The organism is Amycolatopsis sp. NPDC048633, assembly GCF_040650695.1.
GTDB lineage: Bacteria > Actinomycetota > Actinomycetes > Mycobacteriales > Pseudonocardiaceae > Amycolatopsis.
The window spans coordinates 148,350-169,527 of record NZ_JBEZHS010000017.1; the positions used below are offsets into that span (position 1 = coordinate 148,350).

19 protein-coding genes are annotated in these 21,178 nt (G+C 71.4%); 8 read left to right on the plus strand and 11 right to left on the minus strand.

Translation table 11 applies throughout. From position 1 onward, the window contains the following. Positions 1 to 27 precede the first annotated feature (27 nt). The 3 genes from AB0C38_RS28025 to AB0C38_RS28035 all read right to left on the minus strand — a co-directional run bounded on the left by AB0C38_RS28025 (position 28) and on the right by AB0C38_RS28035 (position 3,119). Positions 28 to 840 (minus strand): sugar phosphate isomerase/epimerase family protein, encoded by an 813-nt coding sequence (locus tag AB0C38_RS28025; protein ID WP_360678626.1) that lies wholly within the window; start codon positions 838 to 840, stop codon positions 28 to 30. Beyond that, positions 840 to 1,973, minus strand: a complete 1,134-nt coding sequence (locus tag AB0C38_RS28030) for a DUF993 family protein (RefSeq protein ID WP_360678628.1) — start codon at positions 1,971 to 1,973, stop codon at positions 840 to 842. The genes AB0C38_RS28025 and AB0C38_RS28030 overlap by 1 nt, the downstream gene beginning before the upstream one ends. Positions 1,974 to 2,078: 105 nt before the next feature. Then, complete coding sequence (locus AB0C38_RS28035; protein WP_360678630.1) at positions 2,079 to 3,119, minus strand: LacI family DNA-binding transcriptional regulator; 1,041 nt, start codon at positions 3,117 to 3,119, stop codon at positions 2,079 to 2,081. A 216-nt stretch (positions 3,120 to 3,335) separates the two neighbouring features. Here AB0C38_RS28035 and AB0C38_RS28040 point away from each other — a divergent pair, with 216 nt between their 5' ends. The 3 genes from AB0C38_RS28040 to lpdA all read left to right on the plus strand — a co-directional run bounded on the left by AB0C38_RS28040 (position 3,336) and on the right by lpdA (position 6,060). Continuing rightward, positions 3,336 to 3,740 (plus strand): nitroreductase family deazaflavin-dependent oxidoreductase, encoded by a 405-nt coding sequence (locus AB0C38_RS28040; protein WP_360678632.1) that lies wholly within the window; start codon positions 3,336 to 3,338, stop codon positions 3,738 to 3,740. 54 nt (positions 3,741 to 3,794) lie between these two features. Continuing rightward, positions 3,795 to 4,565, plus strand: coding sequence for a lysophospholipid acyltransferase family protein (locus AB0C38_RS28045; RefSeq protein ID WP_360678634.1), 771 nt, complete (start codon positions 3,795 to 3,797; stop codon positions 4,563 to 4,565). 103 nt (positions 4,566 to 4,668) lie between these two features. Beyond that, positions 4,669 to 6,060, plus strand: a complete 1,392-nt coding sequence (lpdA, locus tag AB0C38_RS28050; protein WP_360678636.1) for a dihydrolipoyl dehydrogenase — start codon at positions 4,669 to 4,671, stop codon at positions 6,058 to 6,060. Here lpdA and AB0C38_RS28055 read toward each other — a convergent pair. Next, a complete protein-coding gene (locus AB0C38_RS28055; protein ID WP_360678638.1) occupies positions 6,050 to 6,502 on the minus strand; it encodes a GNAT family N-acetyltransferase in 453 nt (150 codons plus the stop codon). The two genes, lpdA and AB0C38_RS28055, sit on opposite strands and share 11 nt — an antisense overlap. A gap of 152 nt (positions 6,503 to 6,654) precedes the next feature. Here AB0C38_RS28055 and AB0C38_RS28060 point away from each other — a divergent pair, with 152 nt between their 5' ends. From AB0C38_RS28060 to AB0C38_RS28070, 3 genes are all read left to right on the plus strand, one after another. Then, the gene (locus AB0C38_RS28060) at positions 6,655 to 7,542 is read left to right on the plus strand and encodes an NADP-dependent oxidoreductase (RefSeq protein WP_360678640.1); all 888 of its coding nucleotides are present in this window, start codon (positions 6,655 to 6,657) and stop codon (positions 7,540 to 7,542) included. 136 nt (positions 7,543 to 7,678) lie between these two features. Next, on the plus strand, positions 7,679 to 9,580 hold the full coding sequence (locus tag AB0C38_RS28065; protein WP_360678642.1) for a S8 family serine peptidase: 1,902 nt from the start codon (positions 7,679 to 7,681) through the stop codon (positions 9,578 to 9,580). A 61-nt stretch (positions 9,581 to 9,641) separates the two neighbouring features. Further along, positions 9,642 to 10,376 carry an SDR family oxidoreductase gene (locus AB0C38_RS28070; RefSeq protein ID WP_360678644.1) on the plus strand — a complete coding sequence of 245 codons (735 nt, stop codon included), beginning with the start codon at positions 9,642 to 9,644 and terminating at the stop codon, positions 10,374 to 10,376. Here the strand turns inward: AB0C38_RS28070 and AB0C38_RS28075 are convergent. Beyond that, positions 10,373 to 11,377 (minus strand): SDR family oxidoreductase, encoded by a 1,005-nt coding sequence (locus tag AB0C38_RS28075; protein ID WP_360678646.1) that lies wholly within the window; start codon positions 11,375 to 11,377, stop codon positions 10,373 to 10,375. The two genes, AB0C38_RS28070 and AB0C38_RS28075, sit on opposite strands and share 4 nt — an antisense overlap. Before the next feature lie 71 nt (positions 11,378 to 11,448). Here AB0C38_RS28075 and AB0C38_RS28080 point away from each other — a divergent pair, with 71 nt between their 5' ends. Beyond that, a complete protein-coding gene (locus tag AB0C38_RS28080) occupies positions 11,449 to 12,327 on the plus strand; it encodes a LysR family transcriptional regulator (protein WP_360678648.1) in 879 nt (292 codons plus the stop codon). Between the two features lie 258 nt (positions 12,328 to 12,585). Here the strand turns inward: AB0C38_RS28080 and AB0C38_RS28085 are convergent, their stop codons facing one another. Further along, on the minus strand, positions 12,586 to 14,034 hold the full coding sequence (locus AB0C38_RS28085) for an ABC transporter substrate-binding protein (RefSeq protein ID WP_360678650.1): 1,449 nt from the start codon (positions 14,032 to 14,034) through the stop codon (positions 12,586 to 12,588). Between the two features lie 97 nt (positions 14,035 to 14,131). Between AB0C38_RS28085 and AB0C38_RS28090 the strand changes: the two genes are divergently transcribed. Next, positions 14,132 to 15,466 (plus strand): hypothetical protein, encoded by a 1,335-nt coding sequence (locus tag AB0C38_RS28090; RefSeq protein WP_360678652.1) that lies wholly within the window; start codon positions 14,132 to 14,134, stop codon positions 15,464 to 15,466. Here AB0C38_RS28090 and AB0C38_RS28095 read toward each other — a convergent pair. The 5 genes from AB0C38_RS28095 to AB0C38_RS28115 form a co-directional block, all read right to left on the minus strand. Then, complete coding sequence (locus tag AB0C38_RS28095; protein WP_360678654.1) at positions 15,456 to 15,989, minus strand: GNAT family N-acetyltransferase; 534 nt, start codon at positions 15,987 to 15,989, stop codon at positions 15,456 to 15,458. The two genes, AB0C38_RS28090 and AB0C38_RS28095, sit on opposite strands and share 11 nt — an antisense overlap. A gap of 105 nt (positions 15,990 to 16,094) precedes the next feature. After that, positions 16,095 to 17,672, minus strand: a complete 1,578-nt coding sequence (locus tag AB0C38_RS28100) for a glycoside hydrolase family 13 protein (protein ID WP_360678656.1) — start codon at positions 17,670 to 17,672, stop codon at positions 16,095 to 16,097. Between the two features lie 34 nt (positions 17,673 to 17,706). Then, on the minus strand, positions 17,707 to 18,576 hold the full coding sequence (locus AB0C38_RS28105) for a carbohydrate ABC transporter permease (protein WP_360678658.1): 870 nt from the start codon (positions 18,574 to 18,576) through the stop codon (positions 17,707 to 17,709). Continuing rightward, entirely contained in the window at positions 18,573 to 19,547 is a 975-nt protein-coding gene (locus AB0C38_RS28110) for a sugar ABC transporter permease (RefSeq protein ID WP_360678660.1), read from the minus strand. The genes AB0C38_RS28105 and AB0C38_RS28110 overlap by 4 nt, the downstream gene beginning before the upstream one ends. Continuing rightward, positions 19,525 to 20,901 carry an extracellular solute-binding protein gene (locus AB0C38_RS28115; RefSeq protein ID WP_360678662.1) on the minus strand — a complete coding sequence of 459 codons (1,377 nt, stop codon included), beginning with the start codon at positions 20,899 to 20,901 and terminating at the stop codon, positions 19,525 to 19,527. The genes AB0C38_RS28110 and AB0C38_RS28115 overlap by 23 nt, the downstream gene beginning before the upstream one ends. Positions 20,902 to 21,178: the final 277 nt, after the last annotated feature.

The following is a 21,178-nucleotide window of genomic DNA, read 5'->3' on the forward strand; positions in this document are numbered from 1 at the left end:
GACCCAGGGTACGGGCGGACGGCCGGCTCAGGCCACGAACCGCTCGAACGCCGCAACGGTCTCGGCGAGCACCTCCGCCCCCGGGCGGGCCCACAGCGCGGCGTTGAACACCTCGACCTCGATCGGGCCGGTGTAGCCGGCGGCCTCGACGCGGGCGCGCAGGTGGCGGTGGTCGATCGGGCCGTCGCCCGGCAGCGCCCGGCCCAGCAGCGGGTCGGGCAGCGGCACGAGGACGTCGCACACGTGGAACCCGGCGATCCGGCCGGCGGCCGCGGCGATCGACTCCTCGATCCGCGGGTCCCACCAGACGTGGAACTCGTCGACGATCACCCCGACCTGCCCGGCCGGGTGCTCGGCGGCGATGGCCAGCGCCTGGTCCACAGTGGACAGCACGGACCGGTCCGCGCACTGCATGGGGTGCAGCGGTTCCAGGCCGAGTCGCACGCCGCGTTCCCCGGCGTAGGGGGCCAGCTCGCCCACGGCGTCCGCGACCCGCTGCCGGGACGACTTGAGGTCCTTCCCCGCGACCCCGCCGACCACCAGCACGAGGACCTCGGCGCCCAGTGCCGCGGCCTCGTCGATCGCCTCCCGCGTCTGCGCCACACCGTCCACAGGGGACCCTTCCGGTGTCACGCCGGTGAAGAACCCGCCGCGGCACAACGACGAAACCCGGACACCGTGCTCCTTGAGCAGCCGCGCGGCCTCCTCGACGCCGGTTTCCGCCACCTTGTCCCGCCACAACCCGATCCAGCCGACGCCGGCCTCGGCGCACCCGGCCACCGCTTCGGGCAGCGACCAGGCCTTGGTGGTGATCTGGTTGAGGCTCAGCCGCGGGTCCATCACGCCACCCCCGCGACCTGCAGCAGGGGCCGCATCCGGGCGATGGCCAGGTCGGGGTCGGCGAGCACGCCGGCCTCGTCGGCCAGGCGCAGCAGCGTCGCGAGGTGGGTGATCGTGCGCGCCGACTCGGTCCCGGCGAGCATCCGGAAGTGCGCTTGATGGCCGTTCAAGTAGGCGAGGAAGACGACGCCGGTCTTGTAGTGCCGGGTCGGGGCGCGGAAGATCTCGCGCGCCAGCGGCACGGTCGGGTCGAGCAGGGCGTGGAACCCGGCGCGGTCGCCGTCGTCCAGCCGGCGCAGCGCCGCCGCGGCGACCGGCGCGATCGGGTCGAAGATGCCGAGCAGGGCTTCGCTGTGGCCCTGCTCGTCGCCCGCGATGAGCTCCGGGTAGTGGAAGTCGTCGCCGGTGTAGCAGGCGACGCCGGCGGGCAGCGCGCGGCGGAACTCGGTCTCGACCTCGGCGTCGAGCACCGAGACCTTCACCCCGGCGACGGTGCCCGCGTGCTCGGCGCACAGCGCCGCCAGTTCGCGCGCGGCGGCGCGGACGTCGTCGTGACCCCAGTAGCCGGCCAGCTCCGGGTCGAACTGCTCGCCCAGCCAGTGCAGCAGGACCGGGCCGCTCGCCCCGGACAGCAGCTTCCCGTAGGCCGCGTGGTAGTCGTCGGGGCCGTTCGCCGCCGCGGCCAGCGCCCGGCTCGCCATGACGACCGGGACCGCGCCCGCGCCGCCGACCAGGTCCAGCTGCTCGCGCCAGGCGTCCACAATGGACGCCGGTGTCGCCGGTCCGGTCGGGAGCTGGTCGGTGCCGACGCCGGCACACCACCGGCGGCCGGCGGCGATCGCGCCGGTGCGGGTGACCAGGTCCTTCGTCGTGGCCCAGTCGAGGCCCATGCCGCGCTGCGCGGTGTCCATCGCCTCGGCGACGCCGAGCCCGCACGCCCAGAGGTGCTCGCGGAAGGCCAGCGTCGTGTCCCAGTCGACGGCGCCGGGCTCGTCGGCGAGCGCGTCCGCCACGACGTGGGCGGCGGCGTAGGTGATCCGCGACGCCGGTGGCGTGGCCGGCGGTTCGGGCCGCGGCGGGCCGGACGGGGACCACTGCGCGAGCCCGCCGCCGGGAACCGGGAGCAGGAGCATCGGGAGACCTCCGGGAGTCGTCAGAAAGCGCTTTCTCGATTCCACGGTAGGGCCTGTGCCGGGGCACGACAAGGCCCTGCCGAGATGGCTTTTCGGGTGACGCCGTCAGCGCTTGGGACGCGCGGTGCTCTCCCGCAGGACGACCTCGCCGGAGAGCCGGACGGTCCGCGGCCGGGTGCCCCCGGCCCCCTTGATCGCCAGGTCCATCGCCCGCTCGCCCAGCTCCTCCAGCGGCAGCCGGACCGTGGTCAGCGCCGGGGCCAGGTCGCGGACCACCGGGATGTCGTCGAAGCCGGCGATCGAGATGTCGTCAGGCACGGACAGGCCTTCCTCGCGCAACGCCGTCAGCGCGCCGATCGCCATCACGTCGGTGACGGCGAAGACGCAGGTCGGCAGCTTGCGCTTGCGGCCGGCGAGCAGCCGCTTCGCCGCGTCGTAGCCGCCGTCGCGGGTGAAGGCGGTCTCGACGACGTCGTCCTCGTGCAGGGTGATGCCGTGTTCGGCGAGACCGTCGGAGAACCCCGCGAGCCGATCGACGACCGTGCTCAGCTGCCGCGGCCCGGCGAGCACGGCGAAGCGCTTGTGGCCGAGCCCGACCAGCGCCTTCGCCAGCGCCGCGGCGCCGCCCTTGTTGTCCGGCTGCACGGTGTCGATCTTGAGCCCGCGGTGGCGGCTGACCGCCGCGACCTGCCCGCCGCCGCGGCGGTAGGGCTCCAGCTCGGCGGCCATCGCGCGTTCCCACGCGCGGTCCTCGAACGCCGAGCCGATCAGCAGGATCGCCGCGGCCCGCTGCGCGCGCAGCGTCGAGACGTAGGCGACCTCGCGGTCGGGGTCGCGGAAGGTACCGGCCAACATCACGAGCAGGCCGTTGTCGGTGGCCACCCGCATCACCCCGCCGGCGATCGCCGCGAAGTACGGGTCGCCGACGTCGTGGCAGATCACGCCGACCGTGCGGTGGGTACCGCCGGCGAGCGCCTGCGCGTGCGCGTTCGGGGCGTAGGCCAGCTCGGCCGCGGCGGCGGACACCCGCTCCCGCAGGTCGGCGCGGACGGACGCGGTGCCGTTGAGCACCCGCGACGCCGTCGCGAGCGAGACGTTCGCGCTGCGTGCCACGTCTTCCAGTGTCACGTGCGGCCGGGCCTTCATGGCTGGCTCCTCCAGGTCGGTCTCGAGTGTCTCCGCATGCTCGGTCGGTGCAATCTACTGGGAGGGGGGTGGGCCGGGAGAAGCCGCTGGCCGGGGGACCTGACCCGTTCGAGTGAATCGGGCGGGGAAGATCGGTGGCGGCACGTGTGTTCGAAACAAGGAGAACTTTCAAGTGGTGAGTCCGCCACTGCCGATCGACCGCGAAAGGAACCACGCATGCTGTTCGGTGACGAGCACGTCCGCCGCTACGAGGAAACCGACGGAGAGGTCGGCCACGAGTGGAAGGAAGGCGTCCCGACGCTGGTGCTGACCACCAAGGGCCGCAAGACCGGGCAGGAGCGCAAGTTCGCCCTGATCTACCAGGAGGTGGACGGCAACCCGGTGATCGTGGCCTCCAAGGGCGGCGCCCCGAACCACCCCGGCTGGTACTTCAACCTCGTCGAGACCCCCGAGGTCGGCGTGCAGGTCAAGGCGGACAAGTTCACGGCGACCGCCCGTACGGCCGAGGGCGAAGAGCGCGCGAAGCTGTGGGAGAAGCTGGCCGCCGTCTGGCCGGACTACGACGAGTACGCGAAGAAGACCGACCGCGAAATCCCCGTGGTCGTGCTCGAGCGCGTGTGATCTGCGCCGCGTTCGGCGTGCGGGGGGTCCGATCCACCCGGTCGTCGGCTACGGATGACAGTCATGGACCGCTGGACCGCCCTGGACCTCGAGGGTGAGCTGCTCACCCGACGCCGGATGATCGCCTACGGCCGGCGCTTCGCCCGCGCCGGCCGGGGCGCCTGGTACAGCTTCGCGATCGAGGTGGTCTGGCAGTTCCTCGTCCAGACGACCCGCTTCCGGGTGCGCGGCTCGCACCACATCCCGAAGTCCGGGGGCGTGCTGGTGGCGTCGAACCACCTGTCGTTCGCCGACCCGGCGACGCTGACGGCGTTCTGCCTGGCCGCCGGCCGCGTGCCGCGGTACCTGGCGAAGGCCTCGCTGTGGAAGCTGCCGGTCCTGGGCCGCGTGATGCGCTCGGGGCGCCACATCCCGGTCTACCGCGGCGCGGCGACGGCGGCGGAGGCCTACCGCGACCTGGTCGCCTCGGTGCGGGACGGCGAGTGCGTCGCGGTCTTCCCGGAAGGTACGTTCTCGAAGGACCCGGCCGGCTGGCCGATGCGCGGCAAGACCGGCATCGTCCGCGCGGCCCTGGAGACCGGCGCGCCGGTGATCCCGGTGGCCAACTGGGGCACCCACCACCTGCTGCCGTCGACGGCGTGGTTCCCCCGCGGGCTGCCGCGCAAGACGGTCGACCTGCTGGCGGGACCGCCGGTCGACCTCTCGGACCTCGTCGGCCGCGAGCTGACCCGCGAGGTGCTGGAAGAGGCGACGGCGCGGATCATGGCCGCGATCACCGAGCTGCTCGTCTCGCTGCGCGGGGAGCGGCCACCGGTCGCCGCCTGAGTCCCGGGTCACCCCGCCGCGGGGTGCCGGGAAGGGTAGCTCCGCCTTCCTCCCCGCCGCCACCCTCAACGGAGACGCTTCGCGCCGCTGTAGATTCGAGGGTATGAGTGCACAACACTTCGATGTAGTCGTTCTGGGGGCCGGAGTCGGCGGGTACGTCGCGGCGATCCGCGCGTCGCAGCTCGGGCTGAGCGCCGCGGTGGTCGAGGAGAAGTACTGGGGCGGCGTCTGCCTGAACGTCGGGTGCATCCCGTCGAAGGCGCTGCTGCGCAACGCCGAGCTGGCGCACGTCGTGACGCAGGAGGCGAAGGCGTTCGGCATCTCGTCCGACAGCCCGATCAAGGTCGACTACACGGCCGCCTACGAGCGGAGCCGGAAGGTCGCCGACGGGCGCGTCAAGGGCGTGCACTTCCTCATGAAGAAGAACAAGATCACCGAGTTCGACGGCCACGGCAACTTCGTCGACGACCACACCCTCGAGGTGAACGGCTCGCAGGTGACGTTCGGCCACTGCATCATCGCGACGGGCGCGACGACGAAGCTGCTGCCGGGCACCTCGCGCAGCTCGCGCGTGGTGACGTACGAAGAGCAGATCCTTTCCAGTGAGCTGCCGTCGAGCATCATCATCGCCGGGGCCGGCGCGATCGGCGTCGAGTTCGCCTACGTGCTGCACAACTACGGCGTCGACGTCACGATCGTCGAGTTCCTCGACCGGATGGTGCCCCTGGAGGACGCCGAGGTGTCGGCGGAGCTGGCCAAGCGGTACCGCAAGCTCGGCATCAAGGTGCTGACGTCGACCCGCGTCGAGTCGATCGACGAGTCGGACGCGTCGGTGCACGTGACGGTGTCTTCGGAGAAGGACGGCAAGCAGGTCCTCGAGGCGGACAAGGTCCTGCAGGCGATCGGCTTCCAGCCGCGGGTCGAGGGCTACGGGCTGGAGAAGACGGGCGTCGCGCTGACCGACCGGGGCGCGATCGCGATCGACGGCCGCGGCCGCACGAACGTCCCGCACATCTTCGCGATCGGTGACGTGACGGCGAAGCTGATGCTGGCGCACGCGTCCGAGTCGATGGGCGTGGTCGCGGCGGAGACGATCGCGGACGCGGAGACGATGGAGCTCGACTTCCCGATGATCCCGCGCGCGACGTACTGCCAGCCGCAGATCGCCAGCTTCGGGTGGACCGAGGAGCAGGCGCGCGAGAAGGGTTTCGACGTCCAGGTGGCGAAGTTCCCGTTCACGGCCAACGGAAAAGCCCAGGGGCTCGGGGACGCCGGCGGGTTCGTCAAGCTGATCAGCGACCGCACCCACGGCGAGCTGATCGGCGGGCACCTGATCGGGCCGGACGTGACGGAGCTGCTGCCGGAGCTGACTTTGGCCCAGCAGTGGGATTTGACGGTGCACGAGGTTTCGCGGAACGTCCACGCGCACCCGACGCTGGGCGAAGCGGTGAAGGAAGCCCTCCACGGCCTCGCCGGGCACATGATCAACATGTAGGGATGTCGAAGCGCAGCTCCGGCCGGTCCCACCGCACCTTGGGTGGGACCGGCGGGATAGTGCCGACGCGCCGTGCGCCCATGCGGAGGTAGAACGGCAACGCGGGCGGGTGCGAGACGACGCGGACGCTGCGCATCCCTCGCTCGTGGGCTTGTCCGAGCATGTGCGCGATCAGGCGCGCCCCGAGGCCGAGCCCCTGCGCGGTGTCCGCCACGAACAGGATGTCGAGCTCCGGCGGGTCTTCGAGCAGCGAGTAGAAGCCGAGAAGCTCGCCGCCGGCCATGGCGGCGAAGGTCGGATTGCGGTCGACGTAGCCGGGCGTGACCGCGTAGCCGTCGAGGATGGACGCGTAGTCGCCTTGGTAGGCGGAGGAAGCGTGCATCAGCGCGGTCAAGGCGCCGGCCTGGGCAGGCGTGGCGGCGAGGATTTCGGGCTGGCCCATGCGTAGCAGCCTACGGTGGAACCATGACGTGCTCGGGCGGGCGCGAAAACTCGCGCTCCCGCAACCGAAGACCAAAGCTGCCCGCTGGAAACGGCGATGGCCGGAGCTGACCGTCTTGACTTCAAGGTAACTCGAAGTATCAGACTGGCGTCATGAAAGCCGCAGCGTTCACCGAGTTCGGTGGCCCCGAAGTCCTTCGCGTCCTCGATCTGCCCGAGCCGCACGCCGGGCCGGGACAAGTCCGCGTGCGCGTCAGAGCCGCCGGGGTGCAGCCCTACGATGCCGCCGTGCGGGCCGGGTGGGAGCCGCCCGGTCTTGCCTTGTCCTGGCCTCGGGTGCCCGGCAACGAGTTCGCCGGCGTCGTCGACGAAGGCGATGTCGAAGCAGGTACGGAAGTCCTCGGCTTCACCGCCGTCCAGGCCGCCGCCGAGTACATCGTCGTGCCCGCCACCGACGTCACGCCGAAGCCGCCGGAAATGCCGTGGGAGGTCGCCGGCGGGTTCTCCGCCGGCATGCAGACCGCGTCGATCGCCCTGGAACTGTTGCGGGTGCGGGAAGGTGAGACGCTGCTCGTGCACGCCGCCGCCGGGTCGGTCGGCACCGCCGCCGTGCAGCTCGCGATCCTCAAGGGCGCCAAGGTGATCGGCACCGCGAGCGAGGCAAACCAGGACTACCTGCGCGAGCTGGGCGCCACGCCCGTCGTCTACGGCGAAGGGCTGAGGGAGAGCGTCGCGTCGCTGGGGGTCGACGTCGTGCTCGACGGGGCGGGCGGAGAAGCGCTCGATCTCTCACTCGAACTGGTGACGGACCGGACGAGGATCCTCACCCTCGTCGACCACGGCCGGGCGGCGGACCTCGGCGTGCTCGTCTCGAAGTCCGGACGCTCCGCCGCGCGTCTCGCGGAGCTGGCGGCGCTCTACGCGAAGGGTGACTTGCGGTTCCACGTCCGGCGCGCCTACTCGTACACCGAGGCCGCGGCGGCTCATCGCGAGATCGAGACCGGGCACGGCCGGGGAAAAATCGTTCTCACGTTCCCCTGATCGTTCCAGCATGTGGGCGGGCGGACGTTCCCGACTTTGGTCGCTGGTTCCCCGCCCGGTCACTATTTAGATTCTCCCCATTACACCCGGTCGGGTGTCATTCGGTCGAGCGACCGAGTACCGCAGGGAGAAATCGATGGTGAGATTCAGCCGGGTCGCCGCGCACGCGGTTCCGCTGACGGTCGGCGCGTTGCTGCTGACGACGGGGGTTTCGGTGGCGCAGCCGTCCACGGTGGACGCGGCGGCCGCGCGCACCGAGGCGGGCATCACCGCGCTCCAGGGCATTAAGAAGAGCCTGACCCCCGCCGAGCGCAAGCAATCGAGCCAACTGGTCGTCGAGAAGCGGTTGCGAGCCGACCGGTCCCTGGCCGCGAAGCTCCCCGACTACCGCTCGGGCGTCGGCGTCAGTACCGCGGGCACCGTCTCGGTCGACATCGCCGCCACCCGCGACCAGGCCGTCGCGAACGCGGTCAAGGCCGCGGGCGGCACCGTCCGCTTCGCCTCGCCGGACGGTTCCGTCCGCGCCGACCTCCCGCTGGCCGCGGTGGACGCGATCGCCGGCCGCGCCGACGTCGCCGAGATCAAGCCCGCCGCCCAGGCGACGACCTGGAGCGAGCAGGGCAACCGGGACTTCGGGGTGGCCGCGCAGGCCGCCGCCGCGACCCAGGTGTCCGAAGGCGACAAGGCGCACGGTGCCGACACCGCCCGCGCGACCTACGGCGTCAGCGGCTCCGGCGTCAAGGTCTGCGTGCTCTCCGACGGCGTCGACTCGCTCGCGAAGTCGCAGAGCGCCGGCGAGCTGCCGACGGTCGACGTCCTGTCCGGCCAGAAGGGCAGCGGCGACGAGGGCACCGCGATGCTGGAGATCATCCACGACCTCGCGCCGAACGCCGCCCTCGGTTTCGCGACCGCGTTCACCAGCGAAGCCAGCTTCGCCGCGAACATCCGCGCGCTGCGCACCACCGGCCACTGCACGATCATCGTCGACGACGTCGCCTACTTCGACGAGTCGCCGTTCCAGGACACGCAGGTCGCGCAGGCCGTCAACGACGTCACCGCGGCGGGCGTCCTGTACTTCTCCTCGGCCGGCAACTCGGGCAACGCGACCGACGGCACCAGCGGTTACTACGAAGGCGACTTCCGCGCCTCTGCGACGAAGATCAGCGGTATCACCGGCACCCCGCACGACTTCGACCCGAGCGCCACGACGCAGAACTTCGACGCGCTGTCCGCCGGCTCGCTCGGCAAGCCCGTGACGCTGTTCTGGTCCGACCCGTGGGGCAAGTCCGCCAACGACTACGACCTGTTCGTCCTGAACTCGTCGGGCAGCGTCGTGGCTTCGAGCGAGAACGGCCAGTCCGGCTCGCAGAACCCGTACGAGATCGCGAGCGTGCCTGCCTCGGGCTCCGGCTACAAGGTCGCGGTGGTCAAGTACAGCGGCGCCGACCGCTTCATCGCGCTCAACGTGATCCGCGGCCGCTTCGTCGGTTCGGGTTCGCTGAAGGCGTTCAGCACCAACGGCGTCACGAACGGCCACTCGTCCGCGGCGAACGCGTTCAGCGTGGCGGCGGCCCCGGCCGGCCCCGCGTTCACGCGGCCGCTGGAGACCGGTGACCCGGCCAACCCGACCGGCCCGTACCCCGGTCTGTTCACCGCGTCGAGCAAGTGGGAGCGGTTCTCCTCCGACGGCAAGCGGCACCTCTTCTACAACGCCGACGGCACCGCGCTCACCCCGGGCAACGTCTCCTCGACCGGCGGCACGACCCGCACGAAGCCGGACATCACGGCCGCCGACGGCGTGGCGACGTCGGTGACGGGATTCCAGCCGTTCTACGGGACGTCGGCGGCGGCCCCGCACGCGGCGGCGATCGCGGCGCTGCTGCTGTCGGGCAAGCCGACGGCGACCCCGGCCCAGATCCGGTCGGCGCTGGTGTCGTCGGCGATCGACCTGGGCACGCCCGGGTTCGACACGGTGACCGGCAACGGCGTGATCATGGCCGGCCCGGCCCTCGCGGCACTGGGTGTGGCGGCCAAGTAGGTTCCGTTCGTTCGAAAGAGGGCCCGGTGTTCGCCGGGCCCTCTTTCGTTAGGGTCGGGGCATGGTGAAGACGGCAGTCGTGACCGGGGCCGGTTCGGGCATCGGCCGGGCGGTGGCGCGCGCCCTGCTCGACGACGGCTGGTCCGTCGCCCTCGCGGGACGGCGCTCCGATGCCCTCGCCGAAACCGCCGGCCGTCACGAAGACGCGCTCGTGGTGCCCACCGATGTCTCGGACGAGGAGTCGGTCGCCGCGTTGTTCACGGCGGTCCGCGACCGGTGGGGGCGGCTCGACCTACTCGTCAACAACGCCGGGATCGGTGCCGCGGGGACCGTGGCCGACCTGTCCGTCGAGGACTGGAAACGGACCGTCGACATCAACCTCACCGGCATGTTCCTCTGCGCCCGCCAGGCGGTGCGGCTGATGCGGGACCAGGACCCGCGCGGCGGCCGGATCGTCAACAACGGTTCGATCTCCGCGCACGCCCCGCGGCCCGCGAGCGTCGCGTACACCGCGACCAAGCACGCGATCACCGGCCTCACCCGGTCGATCTCGCTCGACGGCCGCGCGTGGAACGTCGCCTGCGGGCAGATCGACATCGGCAACGCCGCCACCGAGATGACCGAGCGGATGGCCGCGGGCATCCCGCAGGCGGACGGCCGGGTGATCGCCGAGCCGACGTTCGACGTGCGCCACGTGGCGGACGCGGTGTTGTACATGGCGGGGCTGCCGCTCGACACCAACGTCCAGTTCCTCACCGTCACCGCGACGACCATGCCGTTCATCGGCCGCGGCTAGGGGATCACCCGCGCCTTCCGGAACTCGTCGAACAGCCGGTAGAACATCTGCTCCGTCTCGACGTAGGTGTGGAATCCCGCGCGGCGCGCCTTCGACGTGTCCGCGAACATGTCGTAGTCCCAGCCGAACACGAAGTCGCCGAACGACCATGAGGCCGACACGTCAGCGTACGACGCCGAAAGGCCGTGGCGAGCGGCCATGGAAGTCCACAGTGGAGCCTTGTCGGCCATGACGTCCACAAGGGACATCCGCAGCGGCGGCGCCACCTCCAGCCCGAAGTACGCCGCCAGCTTCGGCCACAGCTCGCTCCACCGGAACAGGTCGCCGTTCGCGATGTTGAACGCGCCCTCCTGGCCCGTTGCCCAGACCGTCGCCTCGGCCAGCAGGCCCGCGTCCGTCATCTCCAGGAGGCTGTCGTACGCGCCCGGCTTGCCCGGGAACCGCAGCGGCAGGCCGAGCTCCTTCGAGATCGACGCGTACACCGCGATCACCAGCGCCAGGTTCATCGGGTTCCCCAGCGCCGTGCCGCCGACCACCGACGGCCGGATCGCCGACCACGTCCACGAGCCCGCCCGCCGTTCGAGGAACGACTGCTGGTCGACGTTGAACTCCGGCGGCATGTGCCCGGCGTCGGTCTCGCGCGCCGGCGTCTTGAACGGGCCGAGGTGCGCGCCGTAGACCTTGTACCCCTGCAGCAGGCTGACGTGCTCGAGGGCGGCCGGGTCCACCGCGTCGACGAGGTTCGTCAGCATCGCCAGGTTCGGCGGGACCAGCTCGGCCCACGTCGGCCGGTCCTGGTACGCCGCGTAGAAGAGGTGCGTGACGCCGGTCAGCGCCCCGACCTTGGCCCGGGTGTCCGCCGGGTCGAGCAGGTCGACGGCGAGCCCGCCGCGCCGGGAGAGACCGATGACGTCCCAGCCGCCGTCCGCCCGCAGGTGCTCGACGAGGTTCCGGCCGATGATCCCGTTCGCCCCGGCGACCAGGGCTGTCTTGCGTTCCATGGCTTCGAGCCTGCGCGCGCCGGTGCAATAAGTCCAAGGCATAGTTGTCACGTCGGCGATAAGCTGAGTTCATGACAAGCTTGCGGCAGCTGGAGTACCTGGTCACGGTGGTCGACACCGGCTCCTTCACCCGCGCGGCCGAACAGCTGCACGTGACGCAGCCCGCGTTGTCGCACCAGGTGCGGGCCCTCGAACAGGGCCTCGGCGGGCCGCTGCTGGAACGCCTGCCCCGCACCGTCCGGCTCACGCCGATGGGCCGGGCGATGCTGCCGCACGCGCGGGCGGCGCTGGCCGACGCCGAACGCGCGCGCTGCGCCGCCCGGCTCGCGTCCGGCACGACGGCGGGGGAGCTGCAGGTCGCGACGGTTTATTCGATGAGCCTCGGCGTGCTGCCGCCCGCGCTGCGCGTGTGGCGGCGCGACCGGCCCGCCGTCGACGTCCGGCTGATCGAGTTCCGGCACGCCGCCGAGCTGCGTGACGCGATGGCCGCCGGCGAGGCCGACGTGGCGCTCGGGCCGCTGCCTACGGACTGGTCAGGCCCCGTGCGCCCGCTCGGTGTCGAGGAGTTCGTCGTCGTGCTGCCGGCGGACGGAGCCGGCGAGGACGACAAGACCGGCGTCGTCGACCTGGCGACGCTCGTGGACTGCGCGTGGGTGCACTACGCGCCCGGCAACGGCCTCGCGGAGCTGGTCGACGCGGCCTGCGCGGCGGCCGGCTTCCGCCCGCGCGCGGCGGTCCGCACCGAGCAGACGGCGGCGGCGCCGATCCTCGCCGCGGCAGGTCTCGGCCCGGCCCTGGTCCCGGCGAACGTCCTCCCGGCGCGGTTCGACGGGCGTGTTTTGCGGCCGAGCGTGCCGGTCCGCCGGACGCTGGCCGCCTACACGCGCGCCGCGCCGGACCCGCTGACCACGGCGTTCATCGAGACGCTGGTCGAGCACGCCGCGGTCTAGAGGCGCGCCGGCCACGGGTGCCCGCCGAACGTCTTCCCGAGTGCGTCCGCCAACGGTGCCAGATAAGGGATCCCGTCCGCCGAGACATTGCCGAGGCCGGCCACCGCGCGACGTCCGACGGCCGGCACCAGACGTCGTCCACGCCGGCCGGCAGGACCTCGCCGCGCTGCGCGGCCGGAGCGTGTCCGGCGGGTCCGCCGCCCACCACTCCCACGACGCCCGCGCCTCCCGGGCCGCGAGCTGGCCCGGGGTCCCAGGTCACGAAACCCCGATCCCCGCCAGTACCGGCCCCGCGAACGGCGTCGTCCGGACGTCGTGGACCCGCGACGACCAGACCGCGTGGCCGTGGCCGGACCACAGCGGGGCCACCGGGAGGTCGCGCAGCAGCTGGTTCTCCGCCAGGCGGTACAGCTCGCCCGCTTCCTCCGGTGTGGCCGCGGCGTCGGCGAGCTCCAGGTTCTGGCGGAACACCTCGTCGGTGTAGCCCGACTCCGACGCCAGCCGCGACAGCAGCTCATACGGGCTCGCGGTGACCAGCGAGATGTCCAAGGTGGACGGACCGTCCGACTGGCCGGTCGTCGGGGAAGCCTGCGCCGTCACGGAAACGTCCAGGGACTTGTGCAGGCCGACCACCAGGGTCCGGGTCCAAGCCTCGGTCGAAGGTCCGAAGTAGACGGTCGCGCCGCCCGGGAAGGCGGCCTGCTGCAGCAGCGCCTTGCCCGCCGCCGCGTCGAACGTGCACGGCCGGCACGTGCCCGAACGCTCGCCGGGGGCGTCCGCCGGGGGCAGCAGTGCCCTGGCCGGGTCGGCCTGGTGCGCGAGCGGGCCGGCTTCGAGTGCCGCGCGGTCGACGCCGAGCGCGAAGCCGTGGCGGACCGTCGCGTCGGCGAACCGCGGGTTCGCCACCGGGAACGCCAGGTAGCCGGCTCGCGGCAGTGCCCAGGTCGCGTGGTGGTCGTCGCCGAAGTCGACGTGCATGGCGTCGTGCTTCTCGCCGGGGACCTCGGTGGCGAGGTCGAGGGTGCCCGCCTTGACCGCGTCGTACTGGGCGGCCGGATCGCCGACGCGCAGCTCGATTTCCCCGGCCTGTCCGGAACCGACGCGCTTCAGCGTGCCGCCCGAGCCGGGCCGCCACCCGCCGTCGAGCCGGTACGGGCCGTTGCCGACGGGTGCCGCGGCGAACCCCTTCCAGTCGCGCGAGGCGAGCACCGACGCGGGCAGCGGCACCAGGCCCGGCGCCGAGAGCAAAGCCGGCACCTGGCCGGACGGGCGATCCAGGACAAGGGTGATCGTGTCCGGCGCCGAGGCCTGGATCTCGCGGGCGCGCAGCAACTTCGTCAGCACCGGCGCGGAAACCCACTGCGAAGCCGCGACCGCCCGCCAGGTGTCCACATAGGACTGGGCGGTGACCGGGGTGCCGTCGTGGAACGTCGCCGGCCGCAGCTTGACCGTCCAGTGCACCCGGTCGGTGCTCTCGATCGACTCGGCCGCGCGCGGCGTGAGCTTCCCGGTTGCCGCGTCGTAGTCGGCGAGCGGGGTCCACAGCACGCCGGTCACCAGCCGGCCCGCCGGGTCGGCGACGTCGGCGGGCAGCAGCGTCGCGGGCTCCCGGATGCCCGCGGACAGGACGCCGGGGCGGGCCGGGCCGGCATCGGAACAGCCCGTGACCGCGAGGGCCACGACGGCGAGCAAGACGAGCAGGCGCATGGGCCAGTCCTACCAGTCAGCCGCCAACCAAAGGTGCTTGTGTCCGGTTGATCTCCGTCGTACCGTTCCCCGGGGATCACGCGTTCTGGGAGGTTTCGTGCGCACCTGGCTCCGGTCGTGCTTCGCCGCTGTCACCGTCAGCGCCACGCTGGTCGCGACCGGGCTCCCGGCCGCTGCCTGCGGCGAGGACGACAAACCCGCTGCTCCCGCCGCCCGCACCCTGGGCGACCCGGGCGCGATCAAGAACGTCAAGGCCGTCGGCAACGTGCCGGACGCCGCCGGCGCCATCTCGGTCAACTTCCTCGACTACGGCCGCCGCGACGTCATGGTCGTGTCCGGCGAGTTCGGGCTGAAGGTCTACGACCTGACCAAGAACCCGGCCGCGCCGAAGCTCGTCGGGCAGGTCAGCCTGCCGGGCCTCTGGGAGACCGAGGACACCGAGGTCGACCAGAACCGCAAGCTGGTGTTCCTCTCCCGCGACCCCCGCGCGTTCGGCGGCACCACGCAGACCGGCGAGTCCGGCATCTACGTCGTCGACGTCGCGAAGCCCGAAGCGCCGAAGATCATCAGCTACGTGAAGTCGCCCGCCGGGCACACCACCAGCTGCGTCGACGGCTGCCGCTACCTGTGGACGGGCGGCCCGTCGAAGGCCGCCGACCAGCCCGCGGAGTGGGGCGGCCGGCCGATCTGGGTCACCGACATCCGCGACCCGCGGCACCCGAAGGTCGACCCGGAGCCGATCGAGCTGGCCCGCAACGACGGCAAGACCGACTACGTGCACGACGTCCAGGTGGACGGCAACGGCGTGGCCTGGGTGTCCGGCCGCGGCGGCGTGCGCGGCTACTGGACGGACGGCGTGCACCGCGACCCGCTGACGAACAAGGTCCGGCGCGCGACGGCGCACGAGCCGATCCCGTACGCCGGCGGCGGCATCGCCGAGACGGCGGCGCCCTCGCGGTTCATGCACAACAGCTTCCACCCGGCCGGTCACCGCGTCGGTGACGGCGCCTGGCGCGGCCAGGACCTGATCTACGCGACGGAGGAGAACTTCGTCGACGGCTGCGCGGGCGACGGCGTCCTGACGATCTCGTCGCTCAAGGGCTCCTACCACGGCGAAGGCTGGCGCTCGACGCCCGAGCAGCCGTTCCGCCTGGAGAGCGTCGGCACGTGGGGCGTCAACGGCCAGGAGGGCAGCGACCCGGCGTCGGCCGACTGCTCCGCGCACTACTTCGACGTCCGCGGCAAGATCCTGGTGCAGTCGTTCTACGCGCAGGGCACGCGGTTCCTCGACGTCAGCGACCCGACGAACCCGCGCCAGATCGCCTACTACCGCCCGGGCGACGCGAGCGCGTGGGCGCCGTACTGGCACGGGAAGTACGTCTACGTGGCCGACAACGCCCGGGGCATCGACGTCCTGCAGCTCACGAAGTAAGCGGCTCACCGGTCGGGCACCAGTAGCGCAGGCGCCCGGCCGGGCTGGTGTCCGTGAGCACGCCGCCGTTGCGCTCGATCACGCGCCGCGACGCGTGGTTGTCCGGCGCGCAGGTCAGCAGGGCGCGGTCGATGCCGGCGGCCCGGGCGGCCCGCAGGACGGCCCGCAGCAGCGCGGTGGCGTGGCCCCGGCCTCGCGCCGCCGGCCGGATGTCGTAGCCGATGTGGCCACCGAACTCGCTCAGCTCTTCGGTGAGCCGGAGGTTGAGGCGGGCCCGCCCGAGGTAGCGCGGGCCGGCGACCCACCAGTAGACGCGATGGGCAACCCGGTCCCGGGCGACGGCGGCCGTGCCCCGGAGGCCGGCCTCGAGCAGGCTCTCGGTCCACTGCCGGAACGCCGCCGGGTCGGCGAGGGCCTCCGGCCGGAGGTCGGTGTGCAGCCCCTCCTGGTGGTACTCGCGCAGGGCACCGACGAACGACTCGCGGTAACGCGCACCGGGGACGGCCAAGCGGGGTTCGGACACCGTCCGACCCTCGCGAACGGCGACGGCCGGCGCAAAGCATTTTCGGCGTGATCCACCGGAGGCCGCCGCCGGGTCGCGGCGGCGACGGCCTCCGGTGAGCCTTCGTCAGCGGCGCAGCCAGACCGCCGTGTCAATGGGCAGGGAGTCCGTGACCGGGCCGCTGGCCAGCAGGATCTCGCCGTCGGGGAGAGGGACCGGCGCGTCCGAGAAGTTCAGCGCGAACGTGAACCCCGGTTCGATCCGGAACGCCAGCACCCCCTCGCCCAGGGAGAGCCACTCCAGCTCACCCGTGGGGAGGTCCCGCCGCAGCCGCAGTCCCGAGCGGTACAGCGACAGCATCGACGCCGGGTCCGCCGCCTCGGCCTCCGCCGTGTAGTCCCGCCATTCCGGCGGCTGCGGCAGCCACGCGTCCCCGGTGCCGAAGCCGAACGGCGGCTCCGAACCCGACCACGGGATCGGCACCCGGCAGCCGTCGCGGCCCGGGTCGGCGCCGTTCGTGCGGGCCCACACCGGGTCCTGGCGCAGCTCGTCCGCGATGTCCAGGACCTCCCACAGGCCCAGCTCTTCGCCCTGGTAGACGTACAGGCCACCGGGCAGCGCCAGCGTCAGCAGCGCCGCCGCCCGGGCACGCCGGGTGCCCAGCTCCCGGTCCACCGGCAGCTCGTGCAGCCGGTTCGCGAAGCTGAACCCCGTGTCGCCCTGCCGGCCGTAGCGCGTGACGTGCCGCGTGACGTCGTGGTTCGACAGCACCCACGCGGCCGGCGCCCCGACCTCGTCGTGCGCCCGCAACGTCCGGGAAATGACGTCCTGGAAGCGCGAGGCCTCCCACGGGCAGACCAGGAAGTCGAAGTTGAACGCCGAGTGCAGCTCGTCGCGGCGCAGGTAGCGCGCCGCGCGGGACATGTCCGGCAGCCACATCTCGCCGACCAGCACGCGCTCGCCGCCGTAGCTGTCGGCGATCTTGCGCCACGACCGGTAGATCTCGTGCAGGCCCTCCATGTCGGAGAACGGCGTCTCGTCGCCGTTGTCGACGTCGGGCAGCCGCGGGTCCTTGACGAGCCCGTCGGCGACGTCGATGCGGAAGCCGTCGACCCCGCGGTCGAACCAGAACCGCAGCACGTCCTCGAACTCCTGGCGGATGTCCGGGTTCTCCCAGTTGAAGTCCGGCTGGCGCGAGCTGTAGAGGTGCAGGAACCACTCGCCGTCCGGCACGCGCGTCCACGCGGACCCGCCGAAGCGCGACTTCCAGTTGTTCGGCGGCTCGGCGCCGTCCGGCCCGCGGCCGGGGCGGAACCAGAAGCGTTGCCGCTCCGGCGAACCCGGGCCCGCCTCGAGCGCGGCCTGGAACCACCGGTGCTCGTCGGAGCAGTGGTTGGGCACGATGTCGATGATCACCCGGATGTTGCGGGCGTGGGCCTCGGCGATCAGGTCCTCCGCCTCGGCGAGCGTGCCGAACAGCGGCTCGATGTCGCGGAAGTCGGCGACGTCGTAGCCGCCGTCGTCCATCGGCGACGGGTACCACGGGGTGAACCAGATCGCGTCGATCCCCAGGTCGGCCAGGTGGTCCAGCCGGGCGCGGACGCCGGCGAGGTCGCCGACGCCGTCACCGTTGCCGTCCGCGAAGCTGCGGATGTAGACCTGGTAGATCGCCGCGCTCCGCCACCAGCCGGTTTTGTCGGTCACGAAAGTGCCCTCCTAGTCGTCGTGTAAACCCGGCTCAGCCCTTGACGGCGCCGGCGGTCAGCCCGGCGAGGATCTGCCGCTGGAAGGCCAGGAACAGCGCCACCATCGGCAGGCTGGCCAGCACCATCCCGGCGACGAGCACGTTGAGCGGCATGTCGATCGCCACCCGTTGCAGCATCACCGAGAGCGTCTGCTTTTCGGTGTCCGGGAACACCAGCAGCGGCCAGATGAAGTCCTTCCACGCGGTGACCACCGCGAGGATCGACACCACGGCCAGGATCGGCCGCGAGATCGGCAGGATGATCCGCCAGAGCGTGCGCACCGGCCCGGCGCCGTCGATGCGCGCCGCCTCGATCAGCTCGTCCGGGATCTGGTCGAAGAAGCGCTTCAGCAGGTAGATGTTGAACGCGTTCGCCGCGGCCGGGAGCCAGACCGCCGTCGGCGAGTTGATCAGGTTGAGGTGCACGAGCGGCAGGTCCGTCACCGTCACGTACGTCGGGACGAGCAGGGCCGTGGCCGGCAGCATCAGCGTGGCCAGCATCAGGCCCAGCACGACGTTGCCGAACTTGGGGCGCAGCTTCGACAGCGCGAACGCGGCCGGGACGTCGATGGCCAGCTGCACCAGCCACGCGCCGCCGGCGACGATCAGCGTGTTGAGGAAGTACTTACCCAGGCTCAGCTGGTTCCAGGCGTCGGCGAAGGTCTCCGGGTGCCACTCGTGCGGGATGAGCGTCGCCGGCGTCTGCGCCAGCTCCTGCGGTGACTTCATCGCCCCGGTGATCACCCAGTACAGCGGGAACATGAACGCCAGCAGGAACACCACGAGCGTGCACGCGAAGACGACGCCGTAGACGACCTTGCCGCGCGGGCTGCGCAGCGCGCCGGGGGAGACGAGGGTTCTCATGACTGGTCCGCCTTCCGCGTCAGCCGGACGTACCACGCCGAGAACACGCCGAGCGCGATGAACAGCAACAGGCTCATGGCGCTCGCCGCGCCGAAGTCGTTGTAGACGAAGGCGTACCGGTAAAGCAGCAGGAGCACGGTGACCGTCGAGTCGTCCGGCCCGCCGCCCGTCATCACGTACGGCTCGGTGAACACCTGCATCGTCGCGACGATCTGCAGCAGCAGGAGCACCAGCAGGACGAACCGCGTCTGCGGGAACGTCACGTGCCGCAGCCGCTTCCACAGCCCGGCGCCGTCGAGCTCCGCGGCTTCGTACAGCTCGCCGGGGATCGTGCCGAGCGCGGCCAGGTAGATCAGCGTGGTACTGCCCATGTTGGCCCACGTCGAGACGAACACCAGCGACAGCATCGAGGTGGTGGAGGAGTCGAGCCACTGGCCGCCGGGCAGGCCGACCGCGCCGAGCGCGGAGTTGAACAGCCCGGGACCCGGGTCGTAGAACCACTTCCACATCAGCGCCGTCACGACCGGCGGCAGCATCACCGGCAGGTAGACGGCGAGCCGGAAGAACGCCTTCGCGTGCCGGACTTCGTTCAGCAGCACCGCCGTCAGGAACGGGACGGCGAAACCGAAGACCAGCGCCAGCCCGGTGAACAGCAACGTGTTGCGCCAAGCGACGCCGAACAGCGGGTCGTCGAACAGCCGCGTGAAGTTGTCGAACCCGACCCACGTCGGCGCGTTGACGAAGTCGACCTGCTGGAAGCTCAGCAGGACACCGCGCACGATCGGGTACCAGGAGAAGAGGGCGAACACCACGAGCGCGGCGCAGAGCAGGCCGTACGCGGTGAGGTTCTCCTTGAGCTTGCGCTTGAGCCGGGTCCGGCGGCGGTCCTCCGGGGACGCGACCGGGCGCCCGGCCCGCGACGAAGACGTCGCGGGCCAGGCGAGCAGGCTACTTGACCTGGGCGAGGACACTGTTGACCTTCGACGAAGCCGACGACAGCTGCTGGTCGATGTTCGCGTTCTGGTCCGTGAGCACCGCCTGCATGACGCTGTCGAGCGCGGCGTAGATCTGCTGCGCGTTCGGCGGCTCGATGCTGCCCTTGATCTTGCTGGTCGTGTCCACGTAGGACTGGTAGTTCGTCGCGGGGACGTTGGCGAACTTGGCCTTCAGGGCCAGCTGCTGCTCGCGGACCGAGCCCGTCCAGACGTCCGGGGTCGGCTCGGCGGGCAGGCCGACCGGCTGCTTGCCGTCGACGTACTGCTGGATGTGCTTTTCGAAGCGGTCCGGGTTGAGGTACTTCCACTGGATCCACTCGAGGCCGGCCTTGACCTTGTCCGGCGAGGCCTTCGGGTTGATCATGTAGCCCTCGCCGCCGAGCAGCGTGCCCTGGCCGCCGGGCATGCCGGCGATGCCGTAGTCCTCGTACTTGCCGTTGAACTGCTTGACGAGCACCGGCACGTTGTCCGGGGCGGCCATGTACATGCCGAGCTGGCCGGCACCCATCATGCGCTGCACGTCCGTGGCTTCGAGGAGCTGCTTGGCGCCCATCGAGTTGTCGGTCCAGCGCATGTCGTGCAGGTACTGCAGGGCTTGCTTGCCCTTTTCGTTGTCGAAGTCGGCGACCCACTTGTCGCCGTCCTTGCGGGCGATGTCGCCGCCCATCGAGTACAGCCAGCCGGTCATGTGCCAGCCGCCCTGGTTGTTCTTGCTGTAGTCGGCGTACCCGACGGTGCCGTTGCCCAGCGCGGAGATCTTCTTCGCGGCGTCGCGGACCTCGTCCCAGGTCGTCGGCGGCTTGTCCGGGTCGAGCCCGGCCTTCTGGAACAGCGGGCGGCTGTAGACCAGGCCCATCGTGTAGTTCATCGTCGGCAGGCCGTAGAGCTTGCCGCTCGCGTCCCGGAAGTTGTCCAGGAGCTCCGGCTTGATGTCGTTGATGTGCGGAACGCTCTTCGCGGCTTCCGTGATGTCGGCGGCTTGGCGGCGCGCGATGATCTGGGCCGGATCGGTGAAGTAGACGTAGTAGACGTCCTCGAGCTGCCCGCCGGCGAGCTTCGCGGAGAACGTCTTCGGGTCCATGAAGCCTTCGTGCGGGTCGATGTCGATGTTCGGGTGGGAAGCCTCGAACTCCTTGACGTCGGCGTCGAAGACGCTGCGCTCGAACGGCTGGCTGGTCGGCGGCTGGCCGGTGACCGTGATCTTGACCTTGGCCCCGGGCGCGGCGGCGGTGCCGTCGTCGCCGCAGGCGGCCACCCCCAGTGCGAGGCCGCCTGCGGCCAGCAGGCAGAACGTTCGGCGGGGCAAGGATCGGGACCAGGGACTGCTCATCTCAAGCCTCTTCTCGGGTCGCGACGGCTGTCACGTGATTGCGGTCACTCTAAAGTGTGAGACCGGATCGACGCAATAAGCCGACGAGACTTTGCAAGTTACGAACAGGCCGCGACGGCCCGCGAACCTGGAGAGTCGGCTCACGTACCTGCAGGGTCGGCTCGCGTACCTGGAGGGTCGGCTCGCGTACCGCGATGGACGACTCGCGTGCCTGAACGGACGACACGCGTGCCTGAACAGACGACACGGCCCGTGGTTTTGTCGTCCACCTGGGTAC

Coding starts and splice junctions, on each gene's coding strand:
- AB0C38_RS28025 (WP_360678626.1), bottom strand. CDS start 840: ATGGACCCGCGGCTGAGCCTCAACCAGATCACCACCAAGGCCTGGTCG.
- AB0C38_RS28030 (WP_360678628.1), bottom strand. CDS start 1,973: ATGCTCCTGCTCCCGGTTCCCGGCGGCGGGCTCGCGCAGTGGTCCCCG.
- AB0C38_RS28035 (WP_360678630.1), bottom strand. CDS start 3,119: ATGAAGGCCCGGCCGCACGTGACACTGGAAGACGTGGCACGCAGCGCG.
- AB0C38_RS28040 (WP_360678632.1), top strand. CDS start 3,336: ATGCTGTTCGGTGACGAGCACGTCCGCCGCTACGAGGAAACCGACGGA.
- AB0C38_RS28045 (WP_360678634.1), top strand. CDS start 3,795: ATGACAGTCATGGACCGCTGGACCGCCCTGGACCTCGAGGGTGAGCTG.
- lpdA (WP_360678636.1), top strand. CDS start 4,669: ATGAGTGCACAACACTTCGATGTAGTCGTTCTGGGGGCCGGAGTCGGC.
- AB0C38_RS28055 (WP_360678638.1), bottom strand. CDS start 6,502: ATGGGCCAGCCCGAAATCCTCGCCGCCACGCCTGCCCAGGCCGGCGCC.
- AB0C38_RS28060 (WP_360678640.1), top strand. CDS start 6,655: ATGAAAGCCGCAGCGTTCACCGAGTTCGGTGGCCCCGAAGTCCTTCGC.
- AB0C38_RS28065 (WP_360678642.1), top strand. CDS start 7,679: ATGGTGAGATTCAGCCGGGTCGCCGCGCACGCGGTTCCGCTGACGGTC.
- AB0C38_RS28070 (WP_360678644.1), top strand. CDS start 9,642: ATGGTGAAGACGGCAGTCGTGACCGGGGCCGGTTCGGGCATCGGCCGG.
- AB0C38_RS28075 (WP_360678646.1), bottom strand. CDS start 11,377: ATGGAACGCAAGACAGCCCTGGTCGCCGGGGCGAACGGGATCATCGGC.
- AB0C38_RS28080 (WP_360678648.1), top strand. CDS start 11,449: ATGACAAGCTTGCGGCAGCTGGAGTACCTGGTCACGGTGGTCGACACC.
- AB0C38_RS28085 (WP_360678650.1), bottom strand. CDS start 14,034: ATGCGCCTGCTCGTCTTGCTCGCCGTCGTGGCCCTCGCGGTCACGGGC.
- AB0C38_RS28105 (WP_360678658.1), bottom strand. CDS start 18,576: ATGAGAACCCTCGTCTCCCCCGGCGCGCTGCGCAGCCCGCGCGGCAAG.
- AB0C38_RS28115 (WP_360678662.1), bottom strand. CDS start 20,901: ATGAGCAGTCCCTGGTCCCGATCCTTGCCCCGCCGAACGTTCTGCCTG.